We start from the raw sequence: 14,127 nt of genomic DNA on the forward strand, positions 1-14,127 counted from the left end.
TTACTATCCGTTATATTTTTATGGCTCAAGAATTAAAGAACAAACGGATTATATTCCGAGTAACAGAAAATGAGAGGCAAGATTTTGACCTCAAAGTAAATAAAGCTAATACGACCGCATCAAATTTGCTTCGTGAACGAGTATTAAACGATAATCTTATTATTGTCGCAAAACCAGCTAAACAATCCAAAGATAAAAAACAGCTTATCTACCTTTACAACAAAACATCCAATAACTTAAACCAGCTTGCCTACTTAGCAAACAGTCATAATAAAGCAGGAACACTGACAGAAAAACAACATCAATCTATATTAGCTAATTTGATTACTATCAGAAATTTATTAAAGTCAGGAATAGATAATGTTGATTAGAGTTGACGGTGGTAATGCTGGCATAAAAGAGTATTTAGAAGAGGGTATTAAAAATGGTCGAGATTATACCCGTGATGAACTAGACCACCGCGTAATCCTTGATGGTGAATTAGATTTAACGAATAAAATTATCTTAGGGATGGAATCAAAGGGGCAACGTTATCTTCATATCACCTTAGCTTTTAAAGAAGATCATATTGATAATGATACTTTGAAAGCAATAACCCAAGATTTTAAAGCGTTCGCTTTTAAGGCTTATGACGATGATGAATATAATTTTTATGCAGAAGCGCACCTCCCAAAGATAAAGTCATATATTGATAAATCAACAGGTGAGAGCATTGAACGTAAACCTCATATTCATGTAGTTATTCCTCAAGTTAATTTAAAAACGAATAATAGATTAAAACCATTTGATTACGATAAACAAAATGAAAGATTTATAGACTCATTTCAAGAAATAATTAATGAAAAATATGGACTTGCCAGCCCTAAAATTCACGTTAGAGATTCATTCACTGACGAAAGCACATTAATCAGTCGCTATAAAGGTGACTTGTTCAAATCAACACATCGTGAAATAAAAACAAAATTATTAAATAACTTGATTGATAAAAACATTACAACAAAAGAACAATTTATTACTCACTTAGAACAGTCAGGTTACAGTGTTTCATTAAGAAACAAAGATAAAGTTAATGAATATATCAACATTAAAAAAGGTAGCGACAAAGGCATTAACTTAAAAGAAGCCGTGTTTAAGCCCACCTTTATAATGCAAAGTAAACAAGATAAATCTATCGCATTAAAAAAGACCATTAATACGTATATAGATAAAGGGAGTGGTTACAAAGCAAATACAGGTCATTCTGAAAACCTCATGTACTGGAATGAGACTAAAGCCTATGAACTACGTTATGTTAACCGTAGAAATAGGAAAGAATACAAATCACTACCAAAAGATAAACAACAACAATTTTTAAAAGAGAAGATGAATAATGGAAACGAACGAATTTCAGAACCAAGTATTGCTGATATTAAAAGAACAATCAGATCAAATAGCGAAAATATCAGAACAGCAGGAAGGTATTTGTCTAATGCTGAACGAAATAGCTCAAGCATTGAATCAGGAATCAGAAATATCACTCATCGACGAGTTATCCGAGCTGTTACAGCCAATATCAATAAACACAATGGAAATAAAAGCACTTTTAGAGAATCAGAGCCAACCCGACCCATCAGTAATTATTTAGATTATAGTAAATCGTTACACCCTACTCTATTGCCAGATATAAATTCAATAAAAAAACAGACCACCGCTGTTTCATTATTAACAGCCCTATCTATCAGTCACGGTTTAAATCCTAAAAAATATATAATAACAACATCACCTGACGGTACGGATAAGATTCAATGCGGTAAACGTCAATTAAACACGGCTGATTTCCTCACAAAAGAAATGACCTTTTCATGGAAAGAAGCAAAGCATTATTTAGAAGATAATTATCTAAAGCAACGTGGCATTAATTTAGCGATAGAAGTTACCACTCAACACAACATTGAGCCTAACGTTATTCAAGCGGCTTGGCGCAATCAATTACAATCAGAAAAAGCCACAAGAAAAGAACACTTAAAAAATTATCAGATAGAAAAGAAAGCGATTTATTCAGATAAAACATTAAGCAAAGAAGAACGACAAGTCGTTTTATCTATTACAAGAATGAATAAAGTTATCTTTGATATGAATTTCAAAGAAGAAACAAAAAACACGCGATCACATTTAAACACCTTATCATCAATTAAACAGGATATAGATATGAGCACATCAGGAACAGTGATTAATCATGGGGCTGATAATTATTTACACGATAAAGATAAGTCAATGAGTTATTTTATGACCGTTGAAAAAGATGGCATTCAAAAAACAACATGGGGGAAAGGTTTAGAATTAGCGATAAAAGAAAATAACATTAAAACCGGTGATTATGTTTCATTGGAAAAATCAGGCCAAAAAGATGTTTCAGTAAAAGATGAAGTAATCGACGAAAAAGGAAATAAAAAAACAGAAACAATTGAGGCCGTTCGCAATGAATGGGTAATTTCCAAAACTGCCAAACCCACCCAAGCATTGACTAATAACGAACTTGCTCAATCGTCTGTCAATGAACTTAGTGCTATCAAAATATTACGCGCTAACCCTGAATACAATCAAAATAATGAACTTAAAAACAACGCTCAAGGTTCTTATAATAAAATCATAAACAACATTACTGAATTAGTAAAAAGAAATGAGAACAACCCATTTAATGAAAGTCAAAAAACATTACACAATAAATTTAATGAATTAAAAAGCGTAAGCCTTGATAAAGAAAAAACGGAGGATATAAAAACCACTAATAAATATAACATGGCTAGTCATGTGGTTAATAACACAAACAAAGAAAAACCAATCACACTAAAACTGTTAGACAAAGAACTAGAAGCAAGTAGATTACTCATTCATTATCCAAAGCTAAAAGAATTAGGTGTTAATGCGAAATCAATAACAAAAACAGATAATGGTGATAAAATAGAATATGGTAATAAAAAACTATCTGTTACTAAATTGATAAAGGAAACTCACAACTTAGATACAAAAGAAGTTATTGCCAAATTATCACCTATCTATAAAAGACAACTAAAAGATAAAGAACGGGTTGATAATTACAAAAAGACAAACGTAAAAAACAAAGCTCCAATAGTCAATAGTCATAACACTCAAGAAAATATCATTACATCATCAAATAACAATATCGAACTAATAAAGTTCAACGAACCAATAAAGGTCAACGAACCAATAAAGGTCAACGAACCAATAAAGGCTAACGAACCATTAAAGGCCAACGAACCAATAAAGGCCAACGAACCAATAAAGGCCAACGAACCAATAAAGGCTAACGAACCATTAAAGGCCAACGAACCAATAAAGGCTAACGAACCTTATAACTTCGGTAAAGATATAACCCATAAAACAAATGAAAAAGGTCATGTGTCTTATTTCATGAATAATGAAAAAATGATTACAGATCGTGGAAAAGATGTGCTTATTAATAATGACACATCAAAAGCAGTTGAAATGGGTCTTCGCTTATCTATTGAAAAATTCGGTAATCATATAGATGTTAAAGGCACACCTGAATATAAAGAACAAATTATAGATATTGCCGCAAAGAATAATATTAAAATTCAATTTGTTGATAAACAAATGAATGAGCAACTATTAACTAGAAAAGAACAATATCAGAAAGGTGAAAATATTATATCTAGTGCCGAAATAGCCTATAAATCAAATAACCAACAACCCGAAAAACCACAAGTACAAGCGCAAGCTATAGACCAGAATAAAGGTAAAGGATGGTCTAGATAACCAAAGAATTTGCAACGCAAACCCTTTAGGGCGGGGCTGATATTTTACCGTTCACGGTAAAATATCAGGGCAAGTTCAGCGGAGGGAATGGCTAAGGGTTTCAAAGGGGTTTCCCCTTTGGCGCGGGATGTTGACTAGCTACGTAGTAGCGTTTGTCATACGTCCGTATCGTGCCTATCTTTTGAATCAGTAACCACAGAGTAACCATAAAGAAACCAAGAAAGAATCACAAAGAGTTCAGAAGTAACCATATAAAGGCCATGTAGTATTCATTAGTAACCACAAAAAAGTCAGATAGAGTCCTTAAAGAAACCAAAAAAGCAAGAAAAGGAGCATATTTTGCTACATGACATTAAAGAACTTGAAAATGAACTAGCATCGTTCATTAAAAGTAACGGTAAAACTTCAAAAATAAAAACGATAGAAGCGTTACTTCCTCTAATTGAACAAGCGATAAAAGATAGTATAACAATTGATATGCTTGTGGATTTCTTTCATCAAAAAGAACTAAACATTACAAAGAATTACTTAAAAACAGCAATACAAAGAGTTAGGAAAAAGAATAAAAAATTATCACTAAACATTGCGCATAAAAATACAAACGCTATAAGGCAAGAACCTTTAATCAAAAACACTCCCAATAAAAATGAACTCAAAATATCAACAACACAAAAAGAATCAACTACAGATAACCCATACGACCAAATGATGGAGAAATATAAATTAGGTAAAAGCAACATTGAAAGATATATCGCACTAGGCGGTAAACTTGGAGATATTGAAGAACAATCAATATCAACACAAAGACAAATGGTCTTTGATTTAAAATATGATTTAAAAGCAAAATATAAAGGAATTTATTAATGAAAATCTGTGTAATTAACTTTTCAGGAAATGTAGGTAAATCTTTAATTTCTCAACATCTATTAAAAACTCGTTTAAAAGATAGTGAAATAATAGCAGTAGAATCTATAAACTCCGATGGTAATAATGACGAAAAGATCAAAGGTAAAGAATTTACCGATATTATGGATAAAGTCATGGCGACAGATAATGTTATCGTTGATGTTGGTGCATCTAATGTGGAAGATTTTATGCAGCAAATGAATAAAGCAACAGGAAGCCAAGAGGATTTTGATTATTTTGTTGTACCAACGATTGATAAAGAAAAACAAATAATTGATACTGTATCAACGATTCAAGCATTAGGTGATATGGGTATTGAACAAGAACGTATCCGCGTTATTTTCAATGCTATTGACTATGATACAAATATAAATAGAAAATTCAGTAACATTCTTGAACTAGACCATATAGCAACTATTAATACTAAAACAACAATACATGAAAATGAATTATTTAATCGTCTAAAAGAGGTAAGAGATTTAAAAACCATTCATGATATAGCAAATGATGATACTGATTATAAATCTCTTATTGCAGCCACTGACGACAAATTAGAAAGACTAACTTATTCAAGACGATTAGGTTTAAAACGTTTGGCTGTAGGTGTCGAACGAATGCTTGATAATACATTCGAAGAACTTTTTAAATAGTAGGTAAAAATGTCAGATAAAAATATCCCTGTTGATTTAAAAGAAGCTTATCTACAAGAAATGCAATGTGAAGTAATTCTTTTTAGAGAAGAACTTAAAGAAATTCATACAGAATCAGTAGTCAGGATTGGTATTACTCAAGAAATAATTGAAACACAATTAAACAATGCAAACGAAGCATTAAATAAATATACACAAGCTGCAAATGTACACTTTTCAACCACAAAAAAAGAATTAAAAGATATTGCTGAAAATGAGTTAAAAGAAACAATCACCAAGTCTTTTTTAGAAGCTAACAAACAACTGCTTGTACTTCATAAACCAAAACGAAATATCAGTGATATTGTCATTTCAGCTTTTGTTTTTTCTGCGATTGGTTTAACTATAGGACTCTTATTAGCCAATAATATTAGCTTCAAATAAACATTAACACTTCACAATAGATAATCGTTATTTCGCCTTTTGGCGAAATACTTGATTATCTATTGCTCACCGTCTTAATTTAAAAGAAATATTATGAAGAAAAAATTAATAACACTATTCATTAGTGCGGTTTTTTATTGTCAAAATTCTGTAGCTGGTATTCCTGTTACTGTAGTAGCTGACGTTCCCACACAATTAAACCAGATTCAAAACTATGCACAAATGCTAAAAGAATATGCAATGCTTGCAGATCAATTAACCCAAATGAAAGCACAATTCATTCAAATGGAAAAAGAATATAGCTCACTAACAGGCTCTAGAAATCTTGGTGATATTTTAAATAGCCCGGAGTTTAAACAATATCTACCTGACGACTGGCAAGATATTTACTCAAACATTCGAAATAATGGTTACGATGGATTATCTAATGCAGCAAAATCATTACGTGATGCAAGTAAAGTCTTTGATACTTGTTCATATATAAATAATCCAACTGAAAAAAGAATCTGTGAGGCTCAATCTATTCAAGCCGCACAAGATCAAACTTTTGCAAATGATGCCTATAAAAAATCCACGGGGCGAGTTCAACAAATAGAAAGTCTTATGACTGAAATAAACAGGACAAGTGATCCAAAAGCTATTGCAGAATTAAGTGCTCGTATTCAAGCAGAGCAAGCTCTTATTCAAAATGAACAGACAAAATTAGCTATGTATCAAGAATCATCAAAAGCAGAAAAACAATTATTAGAACAACAAAAACGTGAAGCTGCTATTAAAAGTTTTACGTCTAGTAATTACATTCAAGTACCACCAATGGAGTTTAATTAATGGATATTGCAGTTTTCCAATTTATTAGTGGAACAATAGAAAACGCAACAAATAAATTTTTGGTGAGTGGCTTAACGGGGATAATATCGGCTATTACTCCATTACTTATAACAGGAATTAGTCTTTATATTACAATGCAAGCCTATTTATCTATTATGGGGAAAAGCGATGATTTAGCATTTGACGTATTTAAACATTGTCTTGTCGTAATTTGTATTACAGGTCTTGCGTTAAATATTGAAAATTACACTACTTATGTAATTGGTAGTGTAGAAGCCATTGCATCTGGATTAGCTAGTGCCGTATCAGGACAATCTCAAAATGGTGATATTTTTCAAAGACTAGACACTTTATTGCAACAAGGTATAGAACAAGCAGGATATAGCTTTAGCCAAGTAGGTATATCACCTACAACTTGGACATGGTTTTTACTTGGTATCATTATATTAGCCGCAATTTCTTCATTAACATTAATATCAGCAACAATTATTATTGGCACAAAGTTTCTATTAACATTCCTTTTGATTCTTGGCCCTCTATTTATGATATTTGCTTGTTTCCCCATAACAAGACGCTATTTAGATAGTTGGATAGCCAAAATCTTTGAAAATATATTAGTGCAGGTCTTGGGGATTATGGTTATAGCGTTAGCCATAAAAATGATACAAGCATTTATTTTTTCTAATAATATCAATAATGCAACAGAAACGGATGCTAATACTATTGGTATAGCTATTCAAATAGTTATTGTCGTGGGTATTTTACTCTATGTTATTCGTCAAATACCAAATCTTGCAGGATCACTTGCTGGCGGTTTTGCATCAGGTTCTATGAGTATTAAAGATCTAAAAGGTGGTGTCGCCGCTGGTATTGCAGGATTAACTGGCGCAGGAAAAATGATGAGTAACTTAAAAGGAAAAGAACCATCAGAGCGAAGCGGGCGTGATACGTGGGAGCAACAACAAACTAATAAGATTACATCTAGTAATAGCAATCAAAGCAAAGATCCAGTGTCTCAAGTTGTAAGAGATCAAATAGAAAAACATAACAGAAATAATAAATAAAAATAACGCCTAGTAAATAAATTATTTACTAGGCGCTTAAATAATTTATTAATAACTAAGACTGTATCCTTTGGCATCGCATACATCAGATACTTCACTAAAACGATCAAATGCTTTCATATCTAATAAATCAACTTTTTTATGTTTACCTGCTGATTTAGCAAATTCATTAAAGTTTTCACATGAAGATTTCAATTCTATTGAGTTATCCGCATTTTTCATTACTTCTGCATGTAATTCTTTATGTTTAATTGTCGCTTCTGCTTTTGTCATATCTTGTACGTCTTTTGCAAATGAATTAAAAGAAAGGCACAATAGCGATAATAATAATACTTTTTTCATTTTAATAATTTCCATATTTATAATGCTTATATTTTAAACTATCTAATAGGTAGTAACAATTAAATACTAATAGCATCTAACGATAATATTCACTAAAGGAATCCATATGCCTAACACAATCAAACTACTTTTAAATTTACGTTCTTTACGTGTTTTAAGCCGTGAAATGACACTTGAACAACTACAAGAATCACTTGATAAATTAACACAAGTAGTCAATGAACGAACTCAAGAAGAAGAACAACAACTTGCAGAAAATAAAGAACGTAATGACAAACTAGAAGCATACCGTGAAATGCTTATCGCTGACGGAATTGATCCAGAAGAACTACTTCAAGCAATGTCTGCAAAACCTAAAAAATCAAATCGCGCACCTCGTCCAGCTAAATACAAATATGTTGATGAAAATGGTCAAGAGAAAACATGGACAGGCCAAGGCCGCACACCTAAATTTTTAGTTGATAAAAACCTAGAAGACTTTTTGATTTAATTGATCACTAATTTTTAACTAATAACAAAGCTAGTTTAAGGTACGAAAACTAGCTTTGAATAATCAAAATAACTTAGTCGTAATACTTAGCCCACGGTTTATCACCATCAGGCATAGTTAAGCGATTAGTTTGAACAACTCGACCATCAAGAACAAGTAACATCCGCCAAGCTGTGTAAGGAATTTTAGCCCCATTCATCCAATTCTTAATAGTTTTATTTGGGTCATTTTTTCTATAAATACCTAGCATTTTTGACACAACCCCTAATGAATGTACCTGAGCTAAATGCTCTACAACTTCATTAAATTCATTTTGTGTTGGATGTTGATATTTAGGGTCATCAATAGAACGGTATGAATCTGGTAATATTGCTTTTTGAGGACAAAAATTAACTACTGCACAATGAGCAATAGATAAATTTTTTTCAAAGTTAAATTTTTGATTGATTTTTGCTTGAGCGTCAAAATCTAACTCTAATAAATTAAGATTCATATCATGTGTATTCATTATAACACCTCATTAAAAGTAGCCCCTTACGGGGCTACTGGTTGTTACCAAAAATAACGAACTTTCAACTTTAATTTATCAGAATTAAGGTATTCAGCCGTTATTGGGATATTTTTAAAATCCGCATGAAGTAACATATTCATAAAAAAACTAACATTATTGCGCTTATCTAAAGATATACATGCAATAGCATTATCCATCTTTTTTTGAGATATCGTGGCATTTTCATTAATCCAAAAAACCACTTCACAAACAGAAATATCTGATTTCTCAAAATCAGAAGCCTCTATGAACAAATAACCTTTCATACAAAATACCCTTAAACAGGGGAAAGCCACTCTCTCCCCGACCACATAAGTATACCACAAAAAGAACTGATAAAAAGTAAAAATCCTACTTTTTATCTGGTTTTAACCTATATTGAGTTTACTCAATATACAAAGCCAACTACCACCCAATTATAAATAGCCTTTACAATTAAGTTTTTCGCACAGGCTTAAATTAGCAGTAACACATCACCACCCTGCTAGGCTCGCTTTTTGCTGAGGTTGGAAATAAACACCGGCTTTTCCTGTCGAATGACAAAAGAATGAATCAAAGTGCGTCTACTTATTTGATTTTAGGAGCTTGCCGAGTAAAATCGAAAGCGGAAAAATCGAGGTAATTAAATCACCTCGAATTATTCTTATTTTTTCAGTAAAAATTGATGTGCTTTACTAGCAAGGCTTGCCGCTTTAAATATGTATTTTTTATCGTTATTAAGTGCTTTAAGCCATGACGCTATATAACTCTCATGTTGAATATTACCGAACACGTTTAAATCAGCACAACAAAACGCAGCCCCTAACTCTGCTACCAGCTCCTCAAAGGCGTAATCTTTAGTGCCAAAGCTACCCGTTAGCTTACGATCTAAACGGCTCTTATGAGCTGTCCAGTGAGTTAATTCATGTAGCAAAGTAGCGTAATAATCACTTGATGAAGTAAAGCGATCTTGTGTTGGCATTGTGATTGTATCTTGACTTGGTGCGTAGAACGCTCGAATACCTAAATGATTAATCACTGCACCTGTATTTAAAATTGCATTATCAACATAAGGAAGAATTTCAAACTCGTCATTTTTGATGCGTTCTTCACTGACTGTTACTACGGGTTTTTCGATATTTTCAATTTGATCTAGGTTAAAAACGACAAAAGATCTTAACATTGGAATTTTTTCTTCTTCGTCTTGCTCGTTCTTCTTTTCCCACATTTTATAGAAAATAATCTCCGTTCCTTTTTGCCCTTTAATCACATTACCGCCAAGCTCTGTCGCTTGTTTATAAGTTAACCAATACGGGCTAGAGTAACCTTTTATGACGGTTTCAGACCAAAGTAACAATATATTTACGCCAGAATATTGCGCCTTACTTTTAAAATTCATCGGTAACATGTCACATTGCTGTGTTCTATCCCACGGACACGCCCAAGGCTTTACCCCACTTTCTAAGGCTTTAATAATACGATCAGTGACTATTTGATACATATCTCTAGACACTTTAGCGACACGTTTTTTACCCTTGCTTTGGTTCTTAGAAGATTCATTTTTGTTGGAGTCCTTCGACTCCAAGGGCGAAACCTTGGTCGCTTTTAGCTGATTAGTGATTGTTGAGTGGTTAGCTGTTGAGTTTGTCATGGTCGTGAGTCCTTTGGGTTTAAGTTTTCATCTTCGTCATCGCCTGACTGTTCGCACACATATCATCGTTCTCACCGTCAAGGGCGCGAAGCGGCGTAGCCTCCCTTGCCGGTGATAATGTGATAGGTGAAGATTAAAGGAAGAAAGCGATTGAAGATGGAAACGTCCAAAAGGATGAACAATGACTAACGAGGCAGATAAACGCGATTACAAGCACTTATCAGGTAGAAGTGAAAGCTCTAGCTTTGTGAGTTCGACGGCAGGAGAACAAATGCTGTTAATGAAAATAGACCAAGAATAATTTGTCCTCGCTTGCGAGGAAAAACAAATTAATCCTGGTCCATTTGAATGCTGTTGCTGTTTAGCCCTGACCTTACCTTTGGTGAAGACAGCTTGCTGGCTGAGTTTCACTAGCAATACGAGCATGGAACATGTGATGGGGTGCGTGTGAAATAGGGCAAGCGTAGCGTGGTTGCCCCGTAGGGGTGCTGCAAAGGCCTTAATCTGTAAAAACAGTATCAATAGCAGCTAAAAATCGAGTGGCACTTTCATCTTTCAAATGAATAGACTCAAATACAACGCCTTTTACATAGCATTTTCTTGAGCTATCGTAGCGCATATTCGTTGGCCTCCCCTCTCTATAGACAGTGAAAATACGGCTTGATTTAATACGTCCAATACTAAACTTTCGCATAATCACATGCGTATTAATCTCACCAAAAACCAACAAATACGCATCAATATATTTAAGTAAAACCTTATCTAACATGCAGTTACAATCAAAATCATTCAGAATAACACATGTATACAATTGATACAGTGTGTGTTTTATATACACATATCTATTATATACGATGTCTCTTTTAGACACATATCAACCAAACTCAAACTTACGTTCTTTGTTAGGTACATAACCATACTTAACAGCTATGAAAATAGCTGTATTACGCTTACTATGATTCTTAAAGGTTTTATCCACTTTAAACGTAAATAACTTAATATAATCCTCATAAGACGTACCACTATTTTCACTCGCCCAATCTGCAATATCTTCTATTCTTGTGATTAAGTAATGATTCATGTGTCACACTCCCCTATTATGCAAACGCATAACCTTTGCGGTAATTTTTCAGAAAGCCTGTTTCATGCAAATCAGTAAGCACATTGGCAATAAGACCACGGCTAACACCTCTAAATTGCTGTGTCACACCACGGAAAGATGGCTTCACATCTTTAGCTAATATTGCATCACGAATATCAAAATATAACTGTGAATCACACTTCGCTTTTAATGGTTCATTACTGCACTCAAAAACACACTGGTCACACTCATTGTCAAAGCAACCATCATTGACTGCGTTCAACTGTGTATCGAGTGTGAACGACTGTGTTTGTATTTGACTGTGTTCGGTTGTTAAATCAGTCGGTTGCACACTCATATTTTGCTGACTGTGTACGACTGTACCTGACTGTGAACGACTGTGTTTCACTTTATTTAGTGCAAATGACACACATACAAACAGCCACGATAGCAACTCAAGGGCTAAGGCCGTCACGTAAGAAATCATCATGCCATATTTAGAGACAACGGATTCACTACCCGTAAAGTTAGCTTGTTGGTTAGATAGCTCGTCAATACGAGAAAGTAGGGTAGGTATTTGAGATAAGGTATTTTGAGATTTAGTGATCTGTTTAGCGGCTTGTTGGCGTTTAGCCAACTGGCGCAACTCAATCACTTGGTCGCGATAATCAGTAATTTGAGATTCGATACGCTGATAGCTTACTGAGTTCTGAGCATTAGCCACGACACCAGACTCTAAGGCCGCGACTGACGCTGAAAATGAAACTGCACTTAATGTCATGCTAAGAACGAGAGCAAATATTGAGGTAAGGCGCATTTTTTGCGACCAAAGGAACAGTACAAAAAGGGGAGTAGCGCATTTAGCAAGGTCGAGTAAAAGTCCCAAAGCCGCCATTAAAAGCGGAGAACCCATATCAGTACCAATACTAAACATGAATTTAGTTGTTAATGTAGCCGATAGGCAAGCGGTAGCGACTGATAGCACTATGCAAATCAGCTTAATAATATTATTATTCATTTGTGAATTATTCCTATAAACAGTGGTTCACACTAAGCCTCAAGATGCGGTCGAAAGTAGCTTGAGGCTTTTCTATATTTAATCGTTTACATCAAATCGAATACATTTTAATGTATACACATTTTAGTAATCATAAAATTAAGCACACTTATATGATTACGCTTTTATGTTTTCATATTCTTTATTAATCAAATTAGCCATAAATCCTTTTAATTCAATGTCTTTTGAATCCAAAATAAATTTAAGCTTGGCATAATCAGATGGTGATAATCGTGTAGACATCAAGATAGTTGTCCGTGATTTATCAGAGTCCAATAATTCAAGTAGTGATTCATCACTATAGCTAGAATCAATTAACCCCTTATAATCTTGCGGTGTCTTTGCCGATAAGACTTTTTGGGCTAACTCATCTTTAGTCTTATACTTACTAATTTTACTATCCAATTCTTGCTGAGATAATAAACCTTGATCCAACTCTAGATTTGTTTTGGCATTATTAGTTGGTAGACCCATTAACTACAACCTCATTAAGAAAACGTGATATTTCATTGATAACTTTCGAGTCAGGTTCTTTAGCGTAAGCCTTACGATTTACGAAAACAGATTTAGCCACATTAACGGTAGTTGATAAACGTTGTTTAAAATCTTTAACGTCTTTATCATTTTCTCGATAACAACGATTAGCAACAAAAATAGCGTTATCAAGAAGACCAAACTCTTTTAGACGATCTCTCATTTTTAATGCTTCTTTGTAATCATCATCCGTCGGCATAAATGGGATAATGAATAAAGCATCCTCATTTTTCATACCTTGCATAATATCGATATTCGTTTGAGTGTGCGCTCCTTGAGTATCAACAATAGTAAAATCAACCTCACCATTAGATGAAAAAATAGCATTGTTTACTTCTACAAATTGAGCATAGTGTTGTTGAGGATCATAATCCTGTCCATTAACTTTATAGCCTGTACGATAAAGCTCTCTCGCAATTTGTTTACATAAAACTGATTTACCAGATCCTCCTTTAGAGGCCATCAGAATAAGATACTTTGCCATAACGCTCCCTTGAATACGCAAAAATATAAACACTTATATGTATACACTTAATTATATACAAAAACACGTAATCACTCAACAGTATACATAAAATAGCTATTAGAAAAATGTATACGCTAAGATAAACTGTTAACTTAATAGCAACACTCTATCAAACATGATCTTTTAAGGCTTAGACGATAATTTTAGGTTGAAAGTAGATCGGGTATTTTTGTTAACAACTTAGTCACAAAAAATGTAGACAGTTTTAGGTAGGTAAAGTTGTGTTTTTGGGGGTTAGGGTAGGTAATTCCAATTGAACAGTGTTCACT

Annotated in this window: 17 protein-coding genes; 8 read left to right on the plus strand and 9 right to left on the minus strand. The window is 33.5% G+C overall.

Annotated features, from left to right (window positions below):
- Nucleotides 1–20: 20 nt before the first annotated feature.
- The 7 genes from GLP24_RS16640 (at nucleotide 21) to GLP24_RS16670 (ending at nucleotide 7,648) form a co-directional block, all read left to right on the plus strand.
- Nucleotides 21–371: a plasmid mobilization protein gene (locus tag GLP24_RS16640; RefSeq protein WP_232573360.1), complete on the plus strand. Its 351-nt coding sequence runs from the start codon at nucleotides 21–23 to the stop codon at nucleotides 369–371.
- A complete protein-coding gene (locus GLP24_RS16645; RefSeq protein ID WP_232616286.1) occupies nucleotides 361–3,777 on the plus strand; it encodes an LPD7 domain-containing protein in 3,417 nt (1,138 codons plus the stop codon). Before GLP24_RS16640 ends, GLP24_RS16645 begins: the two co-directional genes overlap by 11 nt.
- Nucleotides 3,778–4,116: 339 nt before the next feature.
- A complete protein-coding gene (locus GLP24_RS16650; protein ID WP_065208658.1) occupies nucleotides 4,117–4,641 on the plus strand; it encodes a hypothetical protein in 525 nt (174 codons plus the stop codon).
- The gene (gene stbB / locus GLP24_RS16655) at nucleotides 4,641–5,333 is read left to right on the plus strand and encodes a StbB family protein (RefSeq protein WP_065208657.1); all 693 of its coding nucleotides are present in this window, start codon (nucleotides 4,641–4,643) and stop codon (nucleotides 5,331–5,333) included. The genes GLP24_RS16650 and stbB overlap by 1 nt, the downstream gene beginning before the upstream one ends.
- A 9-nt stretch (nucleotides 5,334–5,342) precedes the next feature.
- On the plus strand, nucleotides 5,343–5,756 hold the full coding sequence (locus GLP24_RS16660) for a hypothetical protein (protein WP_082960808.1): 414 nt from the start codon (nucleotides 5,343–5,345) through the stop codon (nucleotides 5,754–5,756).
- A gap of 93 nt (nucleotides 5,757–5,849) precedes the next feature.
- Nucleotides 5,850–6,584 (plus strand): P-type DNA transfer protein VirB5, encoded by a 735-nt coding sequence (virB5, locus tag GLP24_RS16665; RefSeq protein ID WP_065208656.1) that lies wholly within the window; start codon nucleotides 5,850–5,852, stop codon nucleotides 6,582–6,584.
- Entirely contained in the window at nucleotides 6,584–7,648 is a 1,065-nt protein-coding gene (locus GLP24_RS16670) for a type IV secretion system protein (RefSeq protein WP_232573362.1), read from the plus strand. The genes virB5 and GLP24_RS16670 overlap by 1 nt, the downstream gene beginning before the upstream one ends.
- Nucleotides 7,649–7,696: 48 nt before the next feature.
- Here the strand turns inward: GLP24_RS16670 and GLP24_RS16675 are convergent, their stop codons facing one another.
- Nucleotides 7,697–7,990, minus strand: a complete 294-nt coding sequence (locus GLP24_RS16675; protein ID WP_065208653.1) for a hypothetical protein — start codon at nucleotides 7,988–7,990, stop codon at nucleotides 7,697–7,699.
- Between the two features lie 106 nt (nucleotides 7,991–8,096).
- Between GLP24_RS16675 and GLP24_RS16680 the strand changes: the two genes are divergently transcribed.
- Nucleotides 8,097–8,480, plus strand: a complete 384-nt coding sequence (locus GLP24_RS16680; protein ID WP_065208652.1) for an H-NS family histone-like protein — start codon at nucleotides 8,097–8,099, stop codon at nucleotides 8,478–8,480.
- 73 nt (nucleotides 8,481–8,553) lie between these two features.
- Here GLP24_RS16680 and GLP24_RS16685 read toward each other — a convergent pair whose 3' ends face one another.
- From GLP24_RS16685 to GLP24_RS16720, 8 genes are all read right to left on the minus strand, one after another.
- Nucleotides 8,554–8,988 carry a hypothetical protein gene (locus GLP24_RS16685; protein WP_065208651.1) on the minus strand — a complete coding sequence of 145 codons (435 nt, stop codon included), beginning with the start codon at nucleotides 8,986–8,988 and terminating at the stop codon, nucleotides 8,554–8,556.
- A 44-nt stretch (nucleotides 8,989–9,032) separates the two neighbouring features.
- Nucleotides 9,033–9,296, minus strand: a complete 264-nt coding sequence (locus GLP24_RS16690; RefSeq protein WP_232573363.1) for a hypothetical protein — start codon at nucleotides 9,294–9,296, stop codon at nucleotides 9,033–9,035.
- A gap of 377 nt (nucleotides 9,297–9,673) precedes the next feature.
- On the minus strand, nucleotides 9,674–10,660 hold the full coding sequence (locus tag GLP24_RS16695; RefSeq protein WP_232574504.1) for an ArdC family protein: 987 nt from the start codon (nucleotides 10,658–10,660) through the stop codon (nucleotides 9,674–9,676).
- A gap of 499 nt (nucleotides 10,661–11,159) precedes the next feature.
- Nucleotides 11,160–11,429, minus strand: coding sequence for a hypothetical protein (locus GLP24_RS16700; RefSeq protein WP_065208850.1), 270 nt, complete (start codon nucleotides 11,427–11,429; stop codon nucleotides 11,160–11,162).
- A gap of 105 nt (nucleotides 11,430–11,534) precedes the next feature.
- Nucleotides 11,535–11,741: a hypothetical protein gene (locus tag GLP24_RS16705; protein WP_065208849.1), complete on the minus strand. Its 207-nt coding sequence runs from the start codon at nucleotides 11,739–11,741 to the stop codon at nucleotides 11,535–11,537.
- 16 nt (nucleotides 11,742–11,757) lie between these two features.
- Nucleotides 11,758–12,759: a hypothetical protein gene (locus GLP24_RS16710; RefSeq protein ID WP_232573398.1), complete on the minus strand. Its 1,002-nt coding sequence runs from the start codon at nucleotides 12,757–12,759 to the stop codon at nucleotides 11,758–11,760.
- Nucleotides 12,760–12,915: 156 nt separating this feature from the next.
- Nucleotides 12,916–13,272: a hypothetical protein gene (locus tag GLP24_RS16715; RefSeq protein WP_065208848.1), complete on the minus strand. Its 357-nt coding sequence runs from the start codon at nucleotides 13,270–13,272 to the stop codon at nucleotides 12,916–12,918.
- Nucleotides 13,256–13,816 carry a ParA family protein gene (locus GLP24_RS16720; RefSeq protein WP_065208847.1) on the minus strand — a complete coding sequence of 187 codons (561 nt, stop codon included), beginning with the start codon at nucleotides 13,814–13,816 and terminating at the stop codon, nucleotides 13,256–13,258. Before GLP24_RS16720 ends, GLP24_RS16715 begins: the two co-directional genes overlap by 17 nt.
- Nucleotides 13,817–14,127: the final 311 nt, after the last annotated feature.

Source organism: Photobacterium carnosum, from assembly GCF_021236965.1.
In the GTDB taxonomy this organism is placed as follows: domain Bacteria; phylum Pseudomonadota; class Gammaproteobacteria; order Enterobacterales; family Vibrionaceae; genus Photobacterium; species Photobacterium carnosum.

Bases quoted from the DNA above. Each gene is read 5' to 3' on its own strand.
- GLP24_RS16640 (WP_232573360.1), top strand. From the start codon at position 21: ATGGCTCAAGAATTAAAGAACAAACGGATTATATTCCGAGTAACAGAA.
- GLP24_RS16645 (WP_232616286.1), top strand. From the start codon at position 361: ATGTTGATTAGAGTTGACGGTGGTAATGCTGGCATAAAAGAGTATTTA.
- stbB (WP_065208657.1), top strand. From the start codon at position 4,641: ATGAAAATCTGTGTAATTAACTTTTCAGGAAATGTAGGTAAATCTTTA.
- GLP24_RS16660 (WP_082960808.1), top strand. From the start codon at position 5,343: ATGTCAGATAAAAATATCCCTGTTGATTTAAAAGAAGCTTATCTACAA.
- virB5 (WP_065208656.1), top strand. From the start codon at position 5,850: ATGAAGAAAAAATTAATAACACTATTCATTAGTGCGGTTTTTTATTGT.
- GLP24_RS16670 (WP_232573362.1), top strand. From the start codon at position 6,584: ATGGATATTGCAGTTTTCCAATTTATTAGTGGAACAATAGAAAACGCA.
- GLP24_RS16675 (WP_065208653.1), bottom strand. From the start codon at position 7,990: ATGAAAAAAGTATTATTATTATCGCTATTGTGCCTTTCTTTTAATTCA.
- GLP24_RS16680 (WP_065208652.1), top strand. From the start codon at position 8,097: ATGCCTAACACAATCAAACTACTTTTAAATTTACGTTCTTTACGTGTT.
- GLP24_RS16685 (WP_065208651.1), bottom strand. From the start codon at position 8,988: ATGAATACACATGATATGAATCTTAATTTATTAGAGTTAGATTTTGAC.
- GLP24_RS16690 (WP_232573363.1), bottom strand. From the start codon at position 9,296: ATGAAAGGTTATTTGTTCATAGAGGCTTCTGATTTTGAGAAATCAGAT.
- GLP24_RS16695 (WP_232574504.1), bottom strand. From the start codon at position 10,660: ATGACAAACTCAACAGCTAACCACTCAACAATCACTAATCAGCTAAAA.
- GLP24_RS16700 (WP_065208850.1), bottom strand. From the start codon at position 11,429: ATGTTAGATAAGGTTTTACTTAAATATATTGATGCGTATTTGTTGGTT.
- GLP24_RS16705 (WP_065208849.1), bottom strand. From the start codon at position 11,741: ATGAATCATTACTTAATCACAAGAATAGAAGATATTGCAGATTGGGCG.
- GLP24_RS16710 (WP_232573398.1), bottom strand. From the start codon at position 12,759: ATGAATAATAATATTATTAAGCTGATTTGCATAGTGCTATCAGTCGCT.
- GLP24_RS16715 (WP_065208848.1), bottom strand. From the start codon at position 13,272: ATGGGTCTACCAACTAATAATGCCAAAACAAATCTAGAGTTGGATCAA.
- GLP24_RS16720 (WP_065208847.1), bottom strand. From the start codon at position 13,816: ATGGCAAAGTATCTTATTCTGATGGCCTCTAAAGGAGGATCTGGTAAA.